The sequence below is a fragment of the Actinosynnema sp. NPDC091369 genome, assembly GCF_044757065.1.
Classification (GTDB): Bacteria; Actinomycetota; Actinomycetes; order Mycobacteriales; family Pseudonocardiaceae; genus Actinosynnema.
In genome coordinates, this window is sequence record NZ_JBIVUG010000021.1 from 45,619 (window position 1) to 65,907 (window position 20,289).

20 protein-coding genes are annotated in these 20,289 nt (G+C 74.1%); 8 read left to right on the top strand and 12 right to left on the bottom strand.

The window, feature by feature from the left end:
* Nucleotides 1-72 precede the first annotated feature (72 nt).
* The gene (locus ACIQMJ_RS39045) at nt 73-1,146 is read left to right on the top strand and encodes a hypothetical protein (protein ID WP_499766057.1); all 1,074 of its coding nucleotides are present in this window, start codon (nt 73-75) and stop codon (nt 1,144-1,146) included.
* Here the strand turns inward: ACIQMJ_RS39045 and ACIQMJ_RS39050 are convergent.
* Nucleotides 1,113-2,708 carry an alpha/beta hydrolase gene (locus ACIQMJ_RS39050; protein WP_499766058.1) on the bottom strand — a complete coding sequence of 532 codons (1,596 nt, stop codon included), beginning with the start codon at nt 2,706-2,708 and terminating at the stop codon, nt 1,113-1,115. The genes ACIQMJ_RS39045 and ACIQMJ_RS39050 overlap by 34 nt on opposite strands.
* 112 nt (nt 2,709-2,820) lie before the next feature.
* Here ACIQMJ_RS39050 and ACIQMJ_RS39055 point away from each other — a divergent pair, with 112 nt between their 5' ends.
* Complete coding sequence (locus tag ACIQMJ_RS39055) at nt 2,821-3,843, top strand: DUF4037 domain-containing protein (protein WP_499766059.1); 1,023 nt, start codon at nt 2,821-2,823, stop codon at nt 3,841-3,843.
* A gap of 162 nt (nt 3,844-4,005) precedes the next feature.
* Here the strand turns inward: ACIQMJ_RS39055 and ACIQMJ_RS39060 are convergent, their stop codons facing one another.
* Nucleotides 4,006-4,758: a helix-turn-helix transcriptional regulator gene (locus tag ACIQMJ_RS39060; protein WP_499766060.1), complete on the bottom strand. Its 753-nt coding sequence runs from the start codon at nt 4,756-4,758 to the stop codon at nt 4,006-4,008.
* A gap of 93 nt (nt 4,759-4,851) precedes the next feature.
* Between ACIQMJ_RS39060 and ACIQMJ_RS39065 the strand changes: the two genes are divergently transcribed.
* Nucleotides 4,852-5,562 (top strand): SDR family oxidoreductase, encoded by a 711-nt coding sequence (locus tag ACIQMJ_RS39065; RefSeq protein ID WP_499766061.1) that lies wholly within the window; start codon nt 4,852-4,854, stop codon nt 5,560-5,562.
* Nucleotides 5,563-5,610: 48 nt separating this feature from the next.
* Here the strand turns inward: ACIQMJ_RS39065 and egtD are convergent, their stop codons facing one another.
* The 6 genes from egtD to ACIQMJ_RS39095 all read right to left on the bottom strand — a co-directional run bounded on the left by egtD (nt 5,611) and on the right by ACIQMJ_RS39095 (nt 12,744).
* Nucleotides 5,611-6,585, bottom strand: a complete 975-nt coding sequence (gene egtD / locus ACIQMJ_RS39070; protein WP_499766062.1) for an L-histidine N(alpha)-methyltransferase — start codon at nt 6,583-6,585, stop codon at nt 5,611-5,613.
* Nucleotides 6,582-7,331: an ergothioneine biosynthesis protein EgtC gene (gene egtC, locus ACIQMJ_RS39075; protein WP_499766063.1), complete on the bottom strand. Its 750-nt coding sequence runs from the start codon at nt 7,329-7,331 to the stop codon at nt 6,582-6,584. Before egtC ends, egtD begins: the two co-directional genes overlap by 4 nt.
* 2 nt (nt 7,332-7,333) lie before the next feature.
* Complete coding sequence (gene egtB / locus ACIQMJ_RS39080) at nt 7,334-8,647, bottom strand: ergothioneine biosynthesis protein EgtB (RefSeq protein ID WP_499766064.1); 1,314 nt, start codon at nt 8,645-8,647, stop codon at nt 7,334-7,336.
* Nucleotides 8,644-9,882: a glutamate-cysteine ligase family protein gene (locus ACIQMJ_RS39085; protein WP_499766065.1), complete on the bottom strand. Its 1,239-nt coding sequence runs from the start codon at nt 9,880-9,882 to the stop codon at nt 8,644-8,646. Before ACIQMJ_RS39085 ends, egtB begins: the two co-directional genes overlap by 4 nt.
* A 243-nt stretch (nt 9,883-10,125) precedes the next feature.
* Nucleotides 10,126-12,177: a PQQ-dependent sugar dehydrogenase gene (locus ACIQMJ_RS39090; RefSeq protein WP_499766066.1), complete on the bottom strand. Its 2,052-nt coding sequence runs from the start codon at nt 12,175-12,177 to the stop codon at nt 10,126-10,128.
* Nucleotides 12,178-12,192: 15 nt separating this feature from the next.
* The gene (locus tag ACIQMJ_RS39095; protein ID WP_499766067.1) at nt 12,193-12,744 is read right to left on the bottom strand and encodes a Scr1 family TA system antitoxin-like transcriptional regulator; all 552 of its coding nucleotides are present in this window, start codon (nt 12,742-12,744) and stop codon (nt 12,193-12,195) included.
* Nucleotides 12,745-12,870: 126 nt separating this feature from the next.
* Between ACIQMJ_RS39095 and ACIQMJ_RS39100 the strand changes: the two genes are divergently transcribed.
* Nucleotides 12,871-13,464: a TetR/AcrR family transcriptional regulator gene (locus tag ACIQMJ_RS39100; RefSeq protein ID WP_499766068.1), complete on the top strand. Its 594-nt coding sequence runs from the start codon at nt 12,871-12,873 to the stop codon at nt 13,462-13,464.
* Nucleotides 13,465-13,561: 97 nt separating this feature from the next.
* Complete coding sequence (locus ACIQMJ_RS39105) at nt 13,562-14,020, top strand: acyl-CoA thioesterase (RefSeq protein WP_499766069.1); 459 nt, start codon at nt 13,562-13,564, stop codon at nt 14,018-14,020.
* On the opposite strand, the gene ACIQMJ_RS39110 is transcribed toward ACIQMJ_RS39105, so the two are convergent.
* The gene (locus ACIQMJ_RS39110) at nt 13,992-15,044 is read right to left on the bottom strand and encodes a TetR/AcrR family transcriptional regulator (protein WP_499766070.1); all 1,053 of its coding nucleotides are present in this window, start codon (nt 15,042-15,044) and stop codon (nt 13,992-13,994) included. The two genes, ACIQMJ_RS39105 and ACIQMJ_RS39110, sit on opposite strands and share 29 nt — an antisense overlap.
* 94 nt (nt 15,045-15,138) lie before the next feature.
* Between ACIQMJ_RS39110 and ACIQMJ_RS39115 the strand changes: the two genes are divergently transcribed.
* Nucleotides 15,139-16,320 carry a cytochrome P450 family protein gene (locus tag ACIQMJ_RS39115; RefSeq protein WP_499766071.1) on the top strand — a complete coding sequence of 394 codons (1,182 nt, stop codon included), beginning with the start codon at nt 15,139-15,141 and terminating at the stop codon, nt 16,318-16,320.
* Here the strand turns inward: ACIQMJ_RS39115 and ACIQMJ_RS39120 are convergent.
* Both ACIQMJ_RS39120 and ACIQMJ_RS39125 read right to left on the bottom strand, forming a co-directional pair.
* Nucleotides 16,317-16,802, bottom strand: coding sequence for a hypothetical protein (locus ACIQMJ_RS39120; RefSeq protein WP_499766072.1), 486 nt, complete (start codon nt 16,800-16,802; stop codon nt 16,317-16,319). The two genes, ACIQMJ_RS39115 and ACIQMJ_RS39120, sit on opposite strands and share 4 nt — an antisense overlap.
* Nucleotides 16,799-17,281, bottom strand: coding sequence for a hypothetical protein (locus ACIQMJ_RS39125; protein ID WP_499766073.1), 483 nt, complete (start codon nt 17,279-17,281; stop codon nt 16,799-16,801). Before ACIQMJ_RS39125 ends, ACIQMJ_RS39120 begins: the two co-directional genes overlap by 4 nt.
* Before the next feature lie 132 nt (nt 17,282-17,413).
* Here ACIQMJ_RS39125 and ACIQMJ_RS39130 point away from each other — a divergent pair, with 132 nt between their 5' ends.
* Nucleotides 17,414-18,712, top strand: a complete 1,299-nt coding sequence (locus ACIQMJ_RS39130) for a cytochrome P450 (protein WP_499766074.1) — start codon at nt 17,414-17,416, stop codon at nt 18,710-18,712.
* 82 nt (nt 18,713-18,794) lie between these two features.
* On the opposite strand, the gene ACIQMJ_RS39135 is transcribed toward ACIQMJ_RS39130, so the two are convergent.
* Nucleotides 18,795-19,190: a winged helix-turn-helix transcriptional regulator gene (locus ACIQMJ_RS39135; protein ID WP_499766075.1), complete on the bottom strand. Its 396-nt coding sequence runs from the start codon at nt 19,188-19,190 to the stop codon at nt 18,795-18,797.
* Between the two features lie 100 nt (nt 19,191-19,290).
* Between ACIQMJ_RS39135 and ACIQMJ_RS39140 the strand changes: the two genes are divergently transcribed.
* Complete coding sequence (locus ACIQMJ_RS39140; RefSeq protein WP_499766076.1) at nt 19,291-20,127, top strand: SDR family oxidoreductase; 837 nt, start codon at nt 19,291-19,293, stop codon at nt 20,125-20,127.
* Nucleotides 20,128-20,289: the final 162 nt, after the last annotated feature.

Sequence of the window (20,289 nt, forward strand, 5' to 3'; positions counted from 1 at the left end):
TCCACACCGGACGCCCCTCACGCGCGCAGGGCCCGGGGCGGCCTTCCGGAGGCTCGCTAAGGTTGCATCCCCATGGGGGCAGTCCTGTGGGCGTTACCGGTCGTTGTCGGGCTCGTCCTGCCGCTGTGGCCGGGCGGTCCGCCGGTCGAGGCGTCGATCGCGCTGGTGGTCGCCGGTCTGCTGCTCAAGGCGTGGCAGGTGCACGCCGAGCGGCCCGGTGTCTGGTTCCCGTTGCTGGTGACGGGCGCGACCGCGGTCGCGCTGACGCCGTCGGGCGCGCCGGTGGAGCTTGCGGTCGGCCCCGCCTTCGGTGTGTGGCGGTTCCTCGTCGGGGCGGCGGTCGCGATCGGGCTGGGCGCGTGGGCGTGGCGGGCGCGCAGCCGCACCGTCGCCGCCACGGCCGCCGGGTACCTGGCCGCGGTCCGGTACCTCCGGCCGACGGCCGAGCCGGCTGAGCCGGTCGCGGAGTTCGACTGGACGCACTACGGCCCGCTCGGCGACGCGGTGCCGGTTCCCGACCCGGTCGTCAGCATCGACCTGTCGGCGGGTCAGCCCTTCCCGGAACTGGTGATCCTGGCCGGAGCCGTGCTCGCCCACGCCCGGCTGGGCCGGTCGCGGCCGTGGCACGTGGCCGCGACCGCCGGGTTGCTCGGCTCGCTGTGGCACCCCGGCGCGATGGCACTGCTGGTCGTGGCCGCGGTGCTCGCCGCCTACGACCTCAACGACCGCCGTCCCGGCGCGTGGTACCCGTTGCTGCTGGTGGGCATCGGCCTGGTCGTGTGGCCGGTGGTCGAAGCGCTGACCGCGCCGCCGTGGCCGGGGCCGGAGGTCGAGGACCCGGGGCAGGCCCACGTCGCGGTGCTCGTCGCCGCCGAGAGGAGCGCCTCGGCGTTCGCCGTCTCGCCCGTCGACTACGACGAGCTGTTCCTGGCCGTCGTGGTGGCGGTGGGGCTGGCCGTGGGGGCGTGGCGGCGCCAGAGCCCGGTCATGCTGCTCACCGCCCTCGCCTACCTCGGCGTCGCCTGGTTCGGCGACCTGCCGGTCGGGACCGAACTGGTGGTGCTGGCCGGTGCGGCCGTCGCCCTCGCGACGACGGCCGCACCGCGTGCCGCTCAGAACGGCTGGGCGTTCGGCTGGAACACCTGACCGTCGGCCGGCGCCTTGAGGTTCACCAGGTAGTCGGTCACCGCGGTGTCCACCCCGGCGCTGTCGCCGAGGATGCAGTGCCCGAACGAGTCCACGCTCAGCAGCCGCGCGTTGCCCAGCTGGCGGACCATGCGCTTGCTGAACTCGTACCGGGTGGCCGGGTCGTAGTAGTTGCCCACCACGACGATCGGGTTCGGCGTGCGCTTGTGCCACGGGCCGGCCCAGCGGTCCGGGTGCGGCACGGGCCAGGTCGCGCACGTGAGCAGGTCGGAGGCGGCCTGCTGGCGGCCGAACGTCGGCGACTCCCGCTCCCACTTCGCGGCCAGCGCCGGGAACAGCTGCGGCACGCGCAGGAACGGCTTGTCGGTGCAGTTCACGCCGTAGTACGAGTCGTCGTACAGGTACTCGGTGTCCCCCGTGACGCCGGCGCGGACGTCCGCCAGGCCGTGCTTGTTCGCCAGCGGCGGCAGCAGCGCGGCCTGCTCCTGCGCCGAGAACGTGGCCGCGCTCGGGTGCAGCACCGCGTAGATGCCCTGCAACCACGCGGCCAGCGCCTTGAACCGGGTCGGCTGGTACAGGTCGCTCGTGACGCGGCCGATGTAGCCCGCGTACGTCACGACCTGGTTGTCCGGCAGCGTGATCGAGCTGGTGCGCAGGTGGTCGCGCACCTCGTCGAACTTGGCGCGCGGGTCGCCGTCGCTGTAGGCGCACTTGTCGCCCTCGGCGTCGCAGCGCTTGAGGAACGCGTCGAGCGCGATCTCGAAGCCCTGCGCGCGCTGCCGGTCGTACTCCGCGCCGTTGGAGGTGCGCAGGGCCGGGTCGACGTTGCCGTCCAGGACCAGGGCGCGGGACTTCGACGGGAAGATGTTGGCGTAGGTCGCGCCGAGCAGCGTGCCGTAGGAGAAGCCGACGAACGTGAGCTGCCGGTCGCCGACGCCCTGGCGCAGCAGGTCGAGGTCGCGGGCCACGGCCTCGGTCGACATGTGGTTCAGCAGCGGGCCCGCGTTGCGCGCGCACGCGTCGGTGTAGTCCTCGGTCGCGTCCATCGTGTCGCGGATCTCGGTGCGGGTGACCGGGACGGCGGACATGCGGCCGAACACCTCGTTGGCCTCTTCGAGGCTCTTGAAGCAGCGCAACGGCGAGCTGCGGCCGACGCCGCGCGGGTCGAACCCGATCAGGTCGAACCGCTTCATGACCTCGGGCTGGAAGAACGAGCTGCCGTAGGCGGAGTAGATCAGGCCGGCTCCGCCGGGGCCGCCGGGGTTGATGAACAGCGAGCCGACCTTGGCGGACTGGTCGTCGGCCGGGCGCTTCATCAGCGCGATCGTGATCTTCGGACCGTGCGGCCTGCGGTGGTCCAGCGGCACCGGGTGGTTGGCGCAGGTGACCTTGTCGCGCTGCGCGGCCGGGATCTCGGCGAGGACGTCGTCGGCGCAGGCCGACCACTGGATCGGGGTGGCGCCCTGTGCTTCCCGGGCGGCGGCGGTACCGGTTCCCACGAGGCCGGACACCGAAGTGCCGACGGCCAGCGCGAGAACCAGGGCTCTGGTGCGGAGTTGCATGCGGTAGCGCTCCCTCGGTTCACTCGACGTCGTCCCTCGGTGACACCGCGACGCCGGTCGCGCGAGGCTTTCACTCGATCGTGTCTGGCACTACCCGCAGAACGGAGGATTCGTGCCCGACGTACGGTTCTTGCCCGGGCTCGTGCTGGCCGAGCGGTTCTACCGGGAGGCGGTCGAGCCGCTGGTCAGGGCGCACTTCGGCGAGGTGCCGCACAGCGCCGCCCGGATCGGGTCCGGTTCGGAGGTGCTCGGCTTCGACACCGAGCGCTCGGCCGACCACGAGTGGGGACCGCGCCTGCAGCTGTTCCTCGACCCGGACGACACCAGGGCCGACGACATCCGGACCGCGCTGGCCGAGCACCTGCCGAAGGTGTTCCTCGGGTATCCGACGCACTTCGCCGACACCGAGGACGAGGGCGTCGGGCAGATGGCGTTCACGGACGGGCCGGTGCGCCACCGGGTGGAGGTCACCGACGCGGGCACGTGGTTCGACCGGCAGCTGGGGTTCGACCCGCGTGGCGGCGTCACCGCGCGCGACTGGCTGGGCGCGCCGACGCAGCGGTTGGCGGAGACGACGGGCGGCGCGGTGTTCCACGACGGGCTCGGGGTGCTGACCGGGGCGCGGGAGGCGCTGCGGTGGTACCCGGACGACGTGTGGCGGTACGTGCTGGCGTGCCAGTGGTCCCGGATCGCGGAGGAGGAGGCGTTCGTCGGGCGGTGCGGCGAGGTCGGCGACGAGCTGGGGTCGGCCGTGGTGGCGGCCCGGCTGACCCGTGACCTGATGCGGCTGCGGCTGCTGCTGGACCGCCGCTACCCGCCGTACGGCAAGTGGCTGGGCAGCGCGTTCGCCCGGTACGGCGAGCTGGTGCCCGTGCTGCGGGCCGTGCTGGCGGCGACCGACTGGCGTGCGCGGGAGGACCACCTGGCCACGGCGTACGAGCTGGTCGCCTCGGCGTGCAACGCGCTGGGCCTGTCCGCCCCGGTGGACCCGACCACCCGCCCGTACCACTCCCGCCCGTTCCGCGTGCTGCGCGCGGACCGCTTCGCGACCGCCCTCCGTGACGCGATCACCGACCCGGCCGTCGCCGCCCTCCCCCCGACCGGAACCGTGGACCAACACCACCACACCCCGTGAGTCGAACGCCCAGGTCCCGCGTGTCGAACGTTCAGGACCCCCGAGTTCAACGTTCAGGACGACCGGTCCGTGTCCTGAACGGTGAACTCGGGGGGCGCGAAGGTTCGACTCACGAGACCTGAGCGTTCGACTCACGAGACCTGGAGGTTCGACTCGCGGGGGTCAGGGGGAGGGGCGGAAGACGGCGAGGCGCTGGCCGTCCGGGGCGGTGAGGATCTCCGAGGCCAGGGTGACGGTGGTCCCGTCCAGGTCGCGGAACGCGCGGCGGGAGCCGGTCTTGACCTTCACGTCGTAGTGGCGCCACAGCTCGGCGAACTCGGCGCTGTCCGCCGACAGCTCCGCCACCAGGTCGGTCAACGCCGTCCGGGCCGGGTCCGCGGCGGCGACCGTCCGCAGGTGCGCCACGCAGTCGCGCGCCATGTCCCCCCACACCACGAACACCTCGCGGGCCCGGGGATCGGTGAACACGTAGCGGACCAGGTTGCCCCGCTCCCGCACGCCCGGCATCAGCCGCTCGCCCTCCGGGTTCACCGCCAGCACGGTGCTGACCTGGTCCAGCACGTACGCGGGAGTGGGGCGCACCGCCTCCAGCAGGTGCAGCAGCCCGGGACGCGGCGCGCCCGCGCCCCACCGCGCCGGACCCGGGACCTGGTGGGCCAACGCGTGCAGGTGCGCCCGCTCGTCGTCACCGAGCCGCAGCGCCGAGGCCAGGGCGCGCAGCACCTCCGGCCCCGGGTTGGTGTCACGCCCCTGCTCCAGCCGGGTGTAGTAGTCCACGCTGACGCCCGCCAGCGCCGCCAGCTCCTCGCGGCGCAGCCCCGGCGTCTGCCGCCGACCGACCCCCGCCGGCAGCCCCACGTCCCCCGGCCGCACCGGACCGCGCCTGCTGCGCAGGAACTCACCCAGACCGCTCACCCGCCGAGTGTCGCACCGCCGAGGGGTGGCCCTGCCGGGACCAGGCCCGCGCCGGTCTCCCCCCACCGCCCGTCCGCCACGACGCTGGTCCCCATGACTCACGTACTCGTCATCGGCGGCAGCTCCGGCATGGGCCTGGCGCTGGCGCGGCACCTGCTGGACCGGGACACCACCGTCACGATCGCCGGCCGGTCCGCCGAACGGCTCGCCGACGCCGCCACGACCCTCGGCCGGCCCGCGACCCTGCGCACCGGGCAGGTCGACATCACCCGGGAGGACGAGGTGCGCCGGCTGCTGGAGGCCACCGGCCCGCTCGACCACGTCGTCGTCACCGCGGTGGACGCGCGCGACGCCTACTTCCCGATCGCCGACTTCCCCCTGGACGACGCCCGCGCCGTGCTGGGCACCAAGCTCCTCGGCCCCTGGCTGGTGGCCAAGCACGCCCGCATCGCGCCCGGCGGCTCGATCACCTTCACCTCCGGCGTCGCCGCGCACCGGCCGGGACCGGGCGCCTCGGTGCTCGCCGCCGCCAACGGCGCGCTGGAAGCGCTCGTCCGCGCGCTCGCCGTGGAACTCGCGCCGGTCCGCGTCAACGCCGTCTCGCCGGGCTGGGTCGACACCCCCGTCTGGGACGTCCTGGCCGGTCCGGCCAAGGCCGAACGGCTCGCCGCGATGGCCGCCCGCCTGCCCACCGGCCGGATCGGCACGCCCGACGACATCGCCGAGGCGTTCACCGCGGTCCAGCGCAACCACTTCATGACCGGGTCGGTGCTGCACGTCGACGGCGGGCACCGGCTCGTCTGACGGAGGGACGTGCGGTGGTCCCCCGTGAGGGACCACCGCACGCCGCGCCTACCCGACCGCCCGCGAGAGGGACAGCGCGAAGCGGCCCTCCGAATCGGTCCACCAGCGGTGCAGCTCGAAGCCCGCGGCGGTCAGCTCCCGCTCCACCCCTTCCCGGCGGAACTTCGCCGACACCTCGGTGCGCAGCTCCTCGCCCTCGGCGAACGCCACGTCCAAGCCGAGCGCCGCCACGTGGCTCTTCACCGGGCGCACGGCCCGCAGGCGCATCTCGATCCACTCCGCCTCGGCGTTCCACAGCGCCACGTGCTCGAAGTCCGCGGGGTCGAAGTCGGCGTCGAGCTCGCGGTTGACCACCCGCAGCACGTTCCGGTTGAACTCCGCCGTCACGCCCTGCGCGTCGTCGTACGCGCGCACCAGCACGCCGGGGTCCTTGACCAGGTCGGTGCCGAGCAGCAACCACTCCCCCGCGTCCAGCACCTCGCGCACCGAGGCGAAGAACTTGTCCCGCTCCTCCGGGATCAGGTTGCCGATCGTCCCGCCCAGGAACGCCACCACCCGCGGTGGCACGCCGGGCAGCAGGCCCAGGTGCTCGGTGAAGTCGCCGACCACGCCGTGCACCCCCAGCCCGGGGTACGCGGCCATGATCGCGCGGGCCGCGTCGGTCAGCGCCGACGGCGACACGTCCAGCGGCACGAACTCGCGCAACGTGCCGTGCGACCGCAACGCGCTCAGCAGCAGCCGCGTCTTCTCCGACGAGCCGGAACCCAGCTCCACCAACGACCGCGCGCCGGTGAGCGACGCGATCTCCGCCGCCCGCTCCACCAGGATCTCCCGCTCCGCGCGGGTCGGGTAGTACTCGGGCAGCCGGGTGATCTCCTCGAACAGGTCGCTGCCGACCGCGTCGTAGAACCACTTCGGCGACACCCACTTCGGCCGCGCGGTCAGCCCCGCCCTCGCCTCGGCCCGCAGCGCCGCCGCCGCGTCCTCGGGGGTCAGGTGCACGTCCAGCACAGGCTCGGTCATCCTCGTCCAATCGGTTGAACGTCCACAGTAGACACATCTGCCGTGACGACGTGCCCGTCGGGCACCTCCCGCCAGCGCGGGTCGTCGTCCAACGGCTCGGAGGCCAGCGTCACCGCGCCGTCGCCGGAACGGACCCACAAGGAGTGGGTCCACGTGGTGCCGGCGAGCTCGGTGCCGTCGGTGAGCAACAGGTTCAGCCGCGAACCGGGCGCGGCGGCGGCCACCTCGGACACGACCGACGCCAGCGCGGCGCCCGGCGCGGCGCCAGCGGCCAGCCGCGACCGGACCAGGGCCCACAGCAGGGCCGCGTCGGTCGGCGCGTCCAACGTCAGCAACGTCGCCACGGGCAGCGTCTTGGCCACGTCCACCACGGACTCCGGCCAGTCGGCCACCCGCCCGTTGTGGCTGAACAGCCACCGCCCGTCGGTGAACGGCGCGCACGCCGTGTCCGCCACGGGCATGCCGACCGTCGCCGAGCGCACGGCGGCCAGCACCGCGCCCGACACCGTGACGCGGCTGAGCGCCAGCAGGTTCTCGTCCGACCAGATCGTGCCCGCACGCCGGTAGCGCACGGCCGGACCGCCCGGCACGGGGTACCACCCGACGCCGTAGCCGTCCACGTTGACCGTGCCGCCGCCGCGCATGTCCCGCGGGGCGTACGACTGCCGCACCAACGAGTGCGGCGGGTCGTGCACCAGCGCGGCGACGGGCACGGCGGGGCCCAGGTAACCCAGGTGGCGGCACACGGTCAGGCCAGTTCGTCCCGCGAGGCGTCCCGCGCGCAGCGGAAGCCCGAGAAGATCTGCCGCCGGATCGGGTAGTCCCAGTTCCGGAACGTCGAGCGCACCGCGGCCTGGTCGCTGCCGAACGACCCGCCCCGCAGCACCTTGTAGTCCGGCCCGAAGAACACCTGCGAGTACTCCGCGTACGGGAACACCTCGAACCCCGCGTACCCGTGGAAGTCCGAGCTGGTCCACTCCCACACGTCACCGATGAGCTGGTGCACGCCCAGCGCCGACGCGCCCGCCGGGTACGCCCCGACCGGTGCGGGCGCCAGGTGCCGCTGGCCGAGGTTCGCGTGCGCCTCGGTCGGGTCCTCGTCGCCCCACGGGTAGCGGCGGGACCGGCCGGTCGCCGGGTCGAACCGGGCCGCCTTCTCCCACTCCACCTCGGTGGGCAGCCGCTTGCCGGCCCACTTCGCGTACGCCTCGGCCTCGTAGTAGCAGACGTGCACCACCGGCTGGTCGTCCACGAGCGGCTGCGTGCGGCCGAACGCGGTGCGGTACCACCGGTCGCCCACCCGCTCCCAGAACCGCGGCGCGACCAGGGACGCCTTCCGCACGTGCGCCCAGCCCGCCTCGCTCCACCACCGCGGGTCGCGGTAGCCGCCGTCGGCGATGAACGCCGCGTACGCGCCGTTGGTCACCGGCGTGGTGTCGATGAAGAACGGCTCGGTGACCACCTGGTGCGCGGGCCGCTCGTTGTCCAGCGCCCACGCCTCGGTCGACGTGCCCATGGTGAACGGCCCGCCGGGCACCAGCACCTCCGCCGGGCCGACCGGGCCGCCGCGCGGCGGCGGTGGCGCGTCCAGCACCGGCTCGCCGACCCGCAGCTGGTGCGTGGCCAGCATGGTCTCGTCGTGCTGCTGCTCGTGCTGCACGATCATGCCGAACGCGAACCCGCCGTCGACCAACCGGTGGCCTTCCAGCGGGGTGCGCTCGAGCACGTCGAACACCTTGTCGCGGACCTCGCCGACGTACTTGCGGGCCTCGGCGGGCCCGAGCAGCGGCAGCTCCGGCCGGGCCGACCGGGCGTGCTTGAACGCGTCGTACAGCTCGTCGATGTCGGCCCGGACCGGCTCGCGCCCGCCCACGTCGCGGACCAGCCACAGCTCTTCCTGGTTGCCGATGTGCGCGAGGTCCCACACCAGCGGTGACATCAGCTTGGAGTGCTGGCGGACGAGGTCGTGGTCGTCCACCGCGTCGGTGAGCAGCCTGCTGCGGTCGCGGGCCCTGGTGAGCTGGGCGGCGACCCGGTCGCGAAGGTTCTCGGTGCTGGTCATGAACGGCCCCCTCCGGTCTTCTCAGCGAGCGTGCGGTGCAGTTCTTCGGCGATCGCGTCGGTCTGGGCGGCCGACAGGTCGGTGTCGGGCAGCGCGGCGCAGCCCAGGTCGACCACGTCGCGCGCCGCGCGGGCGAGCACCGGGTCGGCCAGGCCGTACCGCGCGGCGGCGAGCCAGCGGTTCGCGGCGGTCTCCGTCGCCGCCAGGACGCCGTCCACCGCCTTCGGCGTGCTGAACAGCGCCGCCATCAGCACGACGGGCGGCAGCCACCGGCCGTCCGGCGGGGTGTCCAGGTAGCGGACCTCCAGGTACCCGCGCGGGCGCACCGGCGGGAACTGGAGGGTCAGGTGGTAGTCGAGGTCGTCGGCGGTCGGCGGCCGGTCGAGCGCGCCGCCGACCCAGTCGGCGAACGTCAACGGGTGCGGCGGCAGCCAGTTCGGCCCCGGCCGGCGCACCGCGATGACCGGCGTGTCGAGCACGCGCTTGGCCCACGCGTCGGCCGGTCGCGCGCACACCGCCGCCGGGCGGGTGCGCACCGGGTCGGTGGCGTACAGGGAGCGCATCCGCGCGCTGGCCCAGTCGGTCCGGCGGCCGTTGACGCCCGGCGAGTTGGCGAACAGGGCGGCGAGCACGGGACCGAGGGCGTGCACCGCGGCCCACCGCTTGGGCAGGTCGTCCGCCAGGCCGAAGTCCAGGCACACCTGGAGGCCCGCGGTGCTGCACATCATCGTGATGCCCTCGGGCCCGAGCGGGGCGAAGGCGTGTTCCATGGCCGCGTAGCGGGGGACCTGGAGCATCCGGCGCGGCGGGCGGAACGGGTCGGCGCCGCGCTGGCCGAGCCGCAGGCCGGCCGGTTCGAGCAGGCCCTGGAGGTGGTCGATGTCGGCCGCGACGACGGTGAGCAGGTCGGTCAACGACTCGCGCGGCGGGGTGGAGATCTCGACCTGGCCACCCGGTTCCACGGTCAGCGGGGTGCCGGAGGGCAGTGGCCGCTGCGGGCTGTCGGGGACGAGGGTCGGTGGCGCGTGGTCACCCAGCGCGGACGCGAGGGTCTTCGCGTCGAGCGGTCGGGTGGGATCTTCGACGTGGTGGACGGTCCATTCGAGTTCGACTCCGAGCAGTCTCGGAGGTCCGTGCTTGAAGCAGACCGAGGCGACGTAAGCCTCGGCCTCCGCTCGGTCCCGGAACACCGCCGGGGTGGGCCCCGGAGCCGGGGCATTACGGACAGCAGTCACTTGTCGCACTCCCCGTGATCAATCTGGTTCGTTCGACGCTACACGCAGGCACCGACACTCGCAGCCGTGCGAAACCCTTGCGGATCAACGACATGCCGGGGGGCGAGCACGACGATGACGGCCGCTCGGGTGCCGTCGGGCGACAAGCCGGCGGCCCTCAAACTGCTCCGAACGGGCGTTTCCCGGCGTCCACTCGGACAATCCGGTCACGGGCGTGAACAGCCGGTGGCATCCAGGTGACCGTCACGAGGGCGGGTACACGAGGTGCACGCGCAGCACGCGGTCGTTGCCGACCTCCTCGTCCAGGTCCCACGTGGTGGTCATCCACAGGTCGCCCTCGCGGTCGAGCCGGAGCGTGCGCAACCGCCCGTACTCGCCGTGGAAGAAGACCTCCTGCTCGACCAGGTCCGAGCCGTCGATGCGCAGCCGGTACACCCGCTGGCCGACCGTGGTGCCGATGAACAGGTGGTCGTTCACGATCGCCAGCCCGCTCGGGCCGCCCGCCGAGGTCGGCCACGTCCTCTTCGGCGCGATGCTGCCCTCGCAGTACCCGGCCGTGCCCTCGCACCCGGGCCAGCCGTAGTTGCCGCCGCGCTGGATGAGGTTGACCTCGTCCAGCGAGTTGTTGCCGAACTCGGTCGCCCACAGCCTGCCCCGCGAGTCGAACGCCATGCCCTGCACGTTGCGGTGCCCGTAGCTCCAGATCGCCTTGCCGGGGAACGGGTTGTCCTCCGGGATCGAGCCGTCCGGGTTGATGCGCAGGATCTTGCCCGCGTTGGTGTCCAGGTTCTGCCCGTAGCTGCCGTTCTGCGCGTCGCCGGTGGAGACGAACAGGTGCCTGCCGTCCGGGCTGAACTGCAACCCGCCGCCGTTGTGGTAGCGGTTCTTGGGGATGCCGCCCAGGATCGTGCTCCAGCCGGTGAGCATGTCGCCGACCAGCCGGACCCGCACGACCTGGTTGCCGGCGGCGGCGGTGTGGTAGATGAACACGGTGTTGTCGAAGGCGAACGTGGGCGACACCGCGACGCCGAGCACCCCGCCCTCGCCGTTGGTCGCCTGCGCGCCCGGCACCCGGCCGAGCGCGGTCCACGTGCCGTCCGGGGCGAGGCGGTACAGGGCGAACCGCTCCCGCTCGGACACCAGCGCCGAGCCGTCCGGCAGGAACGCCAGGCCCCACGGCACGTCGGTGCCCTCGCGCAACGTGGTCACCGCGCCGGGCACCGGCGCGCCCGCCGCCGCCTTGCCGCCGGGCACGGCGTGGACCTCGTCGCTGAACGCCGAGAGGTTGCCCGCCGCGTCCCGCGCCCGCACCGCGAACCGGTAGCCGGTGCCGGCGGTCAGGCCGGTGACCGTGGCGGACGTGCCGTCGGTCGTGGCCACCGGCTCGCCGTCGCGGTGCACCACGTACCCGGTGACGCCGACGTCGTCGGTGGCCGGGTCCCAGGCCAGCGAGACACCGGTGGCGGAGCGGCCGGTGACGCGCAAGTCGGCGGGCGCGCCGGGAGGCTCGTCGTCCACCGGTGACGCCTCCGTGCGCACGACGACGTTGTCGCTTGCTTGCGAGACGTTGGGCGCGGCGTCGCGGGCGAAGACCGTCCAGTCGTACGCGGTGCCGGGCCGCAGGCCGGTGACCGTGGCGGTCAGCTCGGTGCCCGGCACGCTCGTCATGAGCTGGCCGTGCTGGTAGACGTCGTAGCCGACCACGCCCACGTCGTCCGTGGCCGCGTCCCACGCCAGCGACACGCTGGTGTCGGACGTGCCCGTGGCCCGCAGCCGGCGCGGCGGGGTGGGCGGCTCGACGTCGGTGTCGTCCACGACCAGGCGGTCGGCGTTCGGGCCGCCGCGGTCGGTGGCGGCGGTGGCGCGCACGCGGTTCACGCCCGCCTTCAGCGCCACGGCGGCCGTGACGTCGCGCCACGTCGTCCACGCGCCCGTGGCCGGGAACGCGACTTCGACCGCCCGGCCGCCGTTCACGGACAGGTCGAGCAGGAGCTCGGCGCCGGTGCCGTTGGCGTAGCGGAAGACCAGCGTGTGCGTGCCCGACCGGGCCGCGGTCACCGCGTACTCGACGGAGCCGCCCGCCGCGTCGCCGTAGTCGACGTACCCGGAGCCGGTGAACCCGGGGTGCGCGGAGGCCACCACGCCGCCGGACACCGTCGCGTCCTCGGCCTGGTGCTCGGTGAGGCCCCTCGCCGAGCCGGAGGCGGTGAGCAGGGACAGCGCCGTCGCGGCGGTGACGGTGGCGACCGCCAACCGCCGCCGGACGGCGCGCGAGCCCGTTGCGTGCAGTGCCATGGGGTCCTCTCCCGCTTACTGGTCGCGGTAGCGCGCGGCCCGGCGGCGGAACTCGGCCCGCGACGAGGGCACGTCCAGCGCGATCCGGTCCAGCGCCTCGGCCGGGCGCCGCCCGTCGGGCAGCGCGAACGACGACCGCAGCACGCCCAGGTGGCCCGCGGCGAACGGCACCAGGCGCACCGGCACGTCGGTCCGGTCCGCGAGCGCGTCCAGCTGGTCGGCCATGACCGCGTCGTCGCCGACGCGGACGTGCAGCGCCGCCTCGTGCACGAAGAACCGCGCGCCGGCGTGCGGCAGCCCGTCGACGCCCGTGCCGCCGCCCTCCTCGCCGAGCGCGAGGGCGTAGGCGGGCGTGCGCAGCGGCTCGGGCACGCACAACGGCTCGAAGACCACCACGGGGCACCCGGCCGGACCGTCCGGGACGTCCCCGGGTCGGCGGCCGACGAGCCTGATCAGATCGATCAAGTCCGGGCCGTGCCGACTGCGGTCCACCGTGGACGGTCGGCTCGACCGGTCCAATCCCGGCACCAGCCTCAGCGGCGGCCGGATGTCCTCACCTGCGGTCACGGTGCGCCACCGTAGTGACGGTGACCTGCTGTTTCGAGCCGGAGCGGCGAAGTACACCCCAAAGTGGACGAGGCAAGCCGTACGTACTGATTGGATTTCGTCAGGCCGCCCTGGCAACATCGACAGGTGCCCAGGGTGAGCCAGGACCACCTCGATGCCCGTCGCCGTCAGATCCTCGACGGCGCTCGTGCGTGTTTCGCGCGTTTCGGCTATGAAGGCGCGACCGTGCGCCGCCTGGAAGAGGCTACCGGCCTGTCCAGGGGCGCGATCTTCCACCACTTCCGGGACAAGGAGTCGTTGTTCCTCGCCCTCGCCGAGGACGACGCGCTGCGCATGGCGGAGGTGGTCGCCGAGCAGGGCCTCGTGCAGGTCATGCGCGACCTGCTGTACCCGCCGGACCCCGACGACGTCGAGCACCCCGCCGACTGGCTGGGCACCCGGCTGGAGGTGTCGCGCAGGCTGCGCACCGACCCGGAGTTCCGGGCGCGGTGGGCCGAGCGGTCGCGGCAGCTGACCGACGCCACGCGGCAGCGGTTGGAGCGCCAGCGCGAAGCCGGGAACCTGCGCGACGACGTGGACGTGGACGTGCTGACGTCGTTCCTGGAGCTGGTGCTGGAAGGGCTCGTGTCGCACCTGGCCATGGGCCTGCCGGCGGACGACCTCGAACCCGTGCTGGACCTGGTCGAGGAGAGCGTGCGCCGGCACCGCCGCAAGGGCTGACGGGCCGCCGCTCGCGGGCGGCGGGTGGGCGCGGCACCCGGAGCAGCCACCGCTGGGCCGACGCGCACGGCCCCGGTGACCCCATAGGATCGCCGGCATGGCTGACGCGCGACCTGCCCACGTGCACCGGGTGCGGGTGCGCCCGGTCGACTGCGACCGCCAGGGGATCGTGCACGCCTCGCGCTACGCGGTGTTCTTCGAGGCCGCCATGGTGGAGGCGCTGCGGTCGCTGCTGGGCTCCTACAAGGAGTTGGAGAAGCACGGCATCGACTTCGTGATGGCCGAGACCTCCATCCGGTACCTCAGCCCGGCCCGGTTCGACGACCTGCTGCGCATCGCGGTGCGCGTGCGCACGCTCGGCACCACCACGTTGACCATGGGGTTCGACGCGGACGTCGACGGCACGCCGGTGGCCACCGGCTGGAACCGGTACGTCTCCTTCGGCACGCCGGAGCTGCGCACCACCCCGATCCCGGCCGACTTCCGCAAGGTACTGGAACGCCGCCCGGCGCCGGCCCGACCCGCCGCTAGGCCCGCACCCGCGCCCCGGAGCTGACCGCGTGCGCCGCCCCTGACCCCTCCGCGCGCGCCACGACCCGACCGCCTTCGACGCGGATCGCGGTCTCGGTCTCGTCGCTCACCGACGGCACGCCCGCGGCACGCGCCAGCGCGCCCGTCTCGTCGCACACCACCCGCAGCCGGGGCCAGGCCCCGACCGGGAACGCCTGCCGCAGGGCCACGCACAGCCGGGCCAGCACCAGCCGGGCCAGCGGCGCCAGCTCCCCCGGCGTGCCGGTCACCACCGCGAGGGTCACCCGCGCGTGGTTGCGCACCGCCTCCTCCACGGCGGCCAGCCGGTTCAGCCCGAGCACGACCACCACGCCGTCCTCGCCGGGCGTCACCTCCGCGCCGCGCACGAGGTCGAGCACGGCCGGCGGCGCCCACGGCCGGTCCTCCCCCGCGACCACCGCGCCGGGTGGCGCGGCCCACCAGTCGTTCAGCTCCAGACCCGCGAGCCGCTCGCACGCGCTGACCACGTCGAACGGCTCCAGGAAGCCGGGCGCGGCGGTGGCCAGGCCGCTCGCGCCGTGCAGGGTGGCGAGCACGACGTCGGCCAGGCGCACCAGCCGGGCGGGCGGCGAGCCGGGCGGCGGCTCGACGGGGTCGAGGGCTTCCAGCGCGAGGCTGAGCAGCAGCGCGTCGAGCTTCAGCAACTGCGTGAACGGCCGGCGGGTGATCTCCTCGGCGGCGACCTCGGGCAGGAAGTCCCGGGCCAGCGCGTCGTGGCCGACCGACGTCACCCAGGCACGGGCCAGCGCGCCGAGCGCTGCACGGCGGTCCGCACCGCGGTGCGGGTCCGACGGCGTCTCCGCGCGTTCCGCCAGGTCGGCCAGCACCGCGAAGTAGAGCGCGCGTTTGCCGGGGAAGTTCGAGTACACCGCGCCCCGGGTCAGCTCGGCCCGCTGGGCGATCGTGTCGATCTTGGCGTCCCGGAAGCCGCGCTCGGCGAACTCGGCGCGGGCCGCCTCCAGCACCCGCGCCCGGTTGCGCTCCTGCGCCTCCGCCCTGCTCAGCCGCACCGTCACGCTCCCCGTTTGCCAGGCGTCGCGAAACCAAGATACCGTCACCATTCAGATGATGAGAACATCTGATCTGAACATTCGGAGGCTCGCGTTGACCGTTCCCGAAATCGACCCCGCCAAGCCCGAGGTGCTGCTGGACCCGTTCACCGCCTACGGCGAAGCGCGCGAGCGCTGCCCCGTGGCGCGGATGCCGCTGCCCGGCATGGGCGACATGTGGGTCCTCACCCGGCACGAGGACGCCAAGGCGATGCTCGCCGACCCGCGCTTCGAGCTGAGCCCGAGCAGCTTCATGGGCCTGCCGGGTGTCCCGGAGCACTGCCGGCCCTACCTGCGCACGATGTCCGAGCTGAACGGCCCCGAGCACGTGCGGCTGCGCCGGCTGGCCGCGCCCGCGTTCACCGCGCGCCGGGCGGAGGAGTTCCGGCCGCGGATCGAGGCGATCGTGGCCGCGCTGCTCGACGCCCTGCCCGACGGCCCGACCGTGGACCTGCTGGAGCACTTCGCCCGACCGCTGCCGATGGACGTGATCTGCGAGCTGGTCGGCATCCCGGCGGAGCACCGGCCGAGGTGGCGCGAGTACGGCGTGGCCGTGGTGAGCGGCTACGGGCCGGGGTTCGTCGCGGCCATCCCGGGCATCGTCGAGGGCGCGATCGAGGCCGTCGAGCTGCGCCGGACGTCACCGGGCGACGACCTGATCTCCCAGCTGCTGCGCGTGCGGGACGCCGACGGTGACCGCTTCACCGACGCGGAGCTGGTCACGCTGGTCTGGCAGCTGGTGATCGCCGGGCAGACGCCGACCAACCTCATCGTCAACGGCCTGGAAGCGCTGCTCACCCACCCCGAGCAGCTCGCCGCGCTGCGCGCGGACCCGGGTCTGCTGCCGCGCGCGGTCGAGGAGCTGACGCGGTGGGTCGGCCCGCAGTTGCTGACCGTGCCGCGGTTCCCGCGGGAGGACGTGGCCTTCGGTGACGTGGTGATCGGGAAGGGCGAGCCGGTGATGACGGCGATCGTGTCGGCCAACCGCGACCCCCGCGTGTACGACGCGCCGGACGAGCTGGACGTCACGCGCACCCCGTCCGTCGGCCACCTCGGCTACTCGCACGGCGCGCACTTCTGCCTGGGCGCGGCGTTCGCCCGGGTGCAGACCCAGGCGGCGCTCGCGGCGGTGCTGGACCGGTTCCCGGACCTCGCGCTCGCCGAGGCGCCGCAGCGGACGCCCGACGGCGGCACGTGGCGGTTGGCGTCGCTGGTCGTCAGCACCCGCAACGGTTAGCCGCCGAAGAACCGCTCCACGATCCCGTCGGCGATCTCGGCGACGGTGCGGCCGTCGGTGTCGACCAGGAGGTCCGCGTCCGGCACCGCGGTCGGGGCGGCCAGGCGGAGCAGGTCCTCCTCGGGCAGCCCGCGCAGGTCGTCGCCGGGGATCGCCGGACCCTTGCCCGCGCCGCGCAGGAGCAGACGAGCCACGAGCTGGTCGCGGCTCGCGACCAGCCAGCACAGCTTCGCCTCCGGCACGACGTCCTCGACGCCACCGCCGGTGACGACCAGGTGCCGGGCGCCCGCCTCCCGGTGGACGCGCCGGACCGCGTCGAGGCGGCGCGCCCTGCCGGCCCGGTCCGGCGGGGGCGTGGCGAAGGTGATCTGGGCCAGGTCGACGTACCCGGTCCGGGCGCGGGCGGTGAGCCGGCCGAACACCTCCCAGCCCACCACCGACTTGCCCACGGCCCGCGGTCCGCCGATCCACAGCACGGTCACGCGGTCCACCTCCCCCGGACCTCGGCCGCGATGTCGGCGGGCGCGCGACCGTCGGTGTCCACGGTGAAGTCGGCGAAGTCGGCGCGCTCCAGCACGTCGGCGTCGTCGAGCGCCCGGTCGACCTGCTCGACCAGCCACCCGCGGCCCAGGAACCGGGCGCGCAGCTCGGCCCGGTTCACCCGCAGGCGGCACAGCGTGATGTCCGCGCCGGACAGGCGGTCGGTGTAGAGGCGAGCTTCCCCGACCGTGTTGAGGAAGCCGGAGACGACGAGCGGGGAACCCTTGTGCTCGGGCCACAACGCGCCCAGCGCGGTCGACTTGACCACGTGGTTCCCGGGGTCGTCGGCGGGCGCCGGGTAGCAGAGGCCGAGCTGGTCGGCGTCGACGTAGGACGCCCGGTCGAGCGAGCGGTAGACGTGCCAGCCCACCGTCGACTTGCCGACGCCGGACGGGCCGAGGAGCCACAGGACGGTGGTCACCGGCCCGGAGCGTAGTTCCGGCCGACCCACCGCCGCGATCGGTTTTCCGGGCCGCGATTGATTTTCCGGGCATGGCGATCGGTTCCCGGGCTGCGGCTTGAACCTTTCTCGCGTCCACGCCACCGTGGTGGCATGCCGTCCACGGTGAAGAACGCGACGCTGCTGTTCCTGGGACGCGCCGTCGTCCGCGCGCAAGCCCTCCTCGGCGACCCCGCCGCCCGGCTGCTCGGGCTCAGCCCCTCCCAGGACCCGTACCCGGTGTACGAGTCGGTGCGGGGGCGGGGAGTGCTGGTGCCGACGAAGATGGGGCTGTACCTCACCGCCTCGCACGAGCTGTGCTCGCGGCTGCTGCGCGATCCCGGGTTCGGGCCGCTGCCCGCCGGGGCGCTGTCGCCGATCGACGCGTCGGCCCAGGTGGGCGGACGGCGGCTGGTGAACCCGGTCGAGGAGTCGTTCCTGGTCCGCAACCCGCCCGACCACACCCGCCTGCGGCGGCTGGTCGCGCCCTGGTTCACGCCGCGCGGGCTGCGCGACCGGACGGCCACCGTGGAGCGGGTGGTCGAGGAGTACCTGGACGAGGTGGCGGACCGGCCGACGTTCGACCTCGTCGGCGACTTCGCGGCCAGGGTGCCGATCCAGGTGATCGCCGACCTGCTCGGCGTGCCCGGTGCGGACCACGCGGCGTTCGCCCGGTGGGGCAGGGCGTTGGTCAACGCGCTCGACGGCGTGCGGGACCTGCGCGAGCTGCGGGCGTTGCAGGCGGCGTTGCGGGAGTTCGAGGCGTTCCTGGACGACCTGATCGCGCACCGGCGGCGGCACCCCGGCGGCGACGACGTCGTGTCCGCGCTGGCCGCGCAGGACGACCTGACCCGCGCGGACCTGATCGCCACCACGGAGCTGTTGCTGGTGGCCGGGTTCGAGACCACGGTGAACCTGATCGGCAACGCGGTGCTGGAGGTGCTGGGGCACCCCGACGTCCGCGAGCGCCTGCTCGCCGATCCCGGCTACGCCGACGCCGTGGTGGAGGAGACGCTGCGCCACGACCCGCCGGTGCAGTACACGGTGCGGGTGCCGTTCGAGTCCACCGAGGTCGCGGGCACGCGGCTGGCGAGGGGCACGCCGATCATGCTCATGCTGGCGGCGGCCAACCGGGACCCGGCGGTGTTCGCCGACCCGCACCGGTTCGACCCGGACCGCGTGGACGTGCGCGAGCACCTCGCGTTCTCGTCCGGCATCCACTACTGCCTGGGCGCGGGCCTGGCCCGGATGGAGGGCGCGGCGGCGCTGCGCGGGCTGTTCCGGCGGTTCCCCGACCTGCGGGCGGCGGGCCGCGTGCACCGCCGACCGTCCAGGGTCATCCGGGGCGCGGACCGCCTCCCGGTCTCGACCGGCGCCAAAAAACACCACCCGATCGTGCAAACCATCAGCTGAGCCTCAGGAATGTGGTGCATGCTGGTACCGCGCGTCGACCCGCCGCACCGCCGCCGCGGCGGGTCGTTGCGCCCTTTCCGCATCAGTGCGGATTTCTCCGGGCACCGGCGCGTTCTTTGCCGTCGTGCGCCTGTCGCGCCCGTTCGACCTTCTCCAGGTTCGCCGCGGACCACTCGGCCAGGTGCGCGAACAACGGCGCGAGACTGCGCCCGAGTTCGCTGATCTCGTACTCCACCCGGGGCGGCACCTCGGCGTGATAGGTGCGCACCACGAGCCCGTCGCGCTCCAACTGCCGCAGGCGTTGGGTCAGCACCTTGGGCGTGATGGTGGTGATGCGGCGGGACAGCTCGACGAACCGCTGCCGGCCGAACTCGTTGAGCGCCCACAGGATCGGGGTCGTCCAGCGGCTGAACACGAGGTCCACCACCGGCGCGATGGGACAGGCCAGTTCCGGGTCGGCCGTTGTGCCGCTGGTCACACGAAGCCCCTTCCGCCATTACTTTCCTCTAGGTACCCGCTATCCCCAGGACAGTAGCGTCGCCCGGCGTACCGAGAACACCGGAGAACGGGGAGCGGACATGATCGTGGTGACCGGGGCGACCGGGAACGTCGGCCGCACGCTGGTGCGGGCGCTGGCCGAGGCGGGCGAGCGGGTGACGGCCGTGTCGCGCGGTGTCCCGGCGGAGCACGTGCCCGCGAACGCGCGGCACGTGCGGGCGGACCTGACGGAGCCGCAGAGCCTCAAGCCCGCGTTCGACGGCGCGACGGCGCTGTTCCTGCTGACGTCGGGCGACTTCACCGCCCACGGCGGCGACGGGACGGTGCTCGGCGAGGTGCTCGACCTCGCGCGCGCCGGTGGCGTCGAGCGGGTCGTGCTGCTGTCGTCGCAGGGCGTCGGCACGGGACGGCACCAGCCGGACCTGGAGGAGGCCGTCACGCGGTCGGGCCTGGAGTGGACCGTGCTGCGGCCGGGCGGTTTCGCCTCGAACAGCTACGCGTGGGCCGGGACGGTCCGCGAGCGGCGGCTGGCCGCCGCGCCGTTCGCCGACGTGGCGCTGCCCGTCATCGACCCGGACGACATCGCCGCGGTCGCGGCGGCGGCGTTGCGGGAGCCGGGTCACGCCGGCCGGACCTACGTGCTGACCGGGCCGGCGGCGATCACGCCGCGGCAGCAGGTCGCGGCGATCGGGGACGCGCTGGGCGAGCCGGTGCGGTTCGTGGAGCTGAGCCGCGAGGAGGCCAAGGCGGGGATGACGGCGTTCATGCCGGAGGTGATCGCGGAAGCCACCCTGGACATCCTGGGCAGCCCGACCGCCGACGAGCAGCGGGTGAGCCCCGACGTCGAGCGGGTGCTCGGCCGCCCCGCCGGCTCCTTCGCCGACTGGGCCGCGCGCAACGCGGCGGCGTTCAAGTGAGCGGTGGGGGGGGGGGGGGGGGGGCGCCCCCCCCCCCCCCCCCCCCCCCCCCGGGGGGCCCCCCCCCCCCCCCCGGGGGGGGGGGGGGGGGCCCCCCCGCCGGGGCCTGGGGGTTCGACTCACGGGGTGGGGAGGTGTGAGCGGGCGATGTGGTCGATCTCG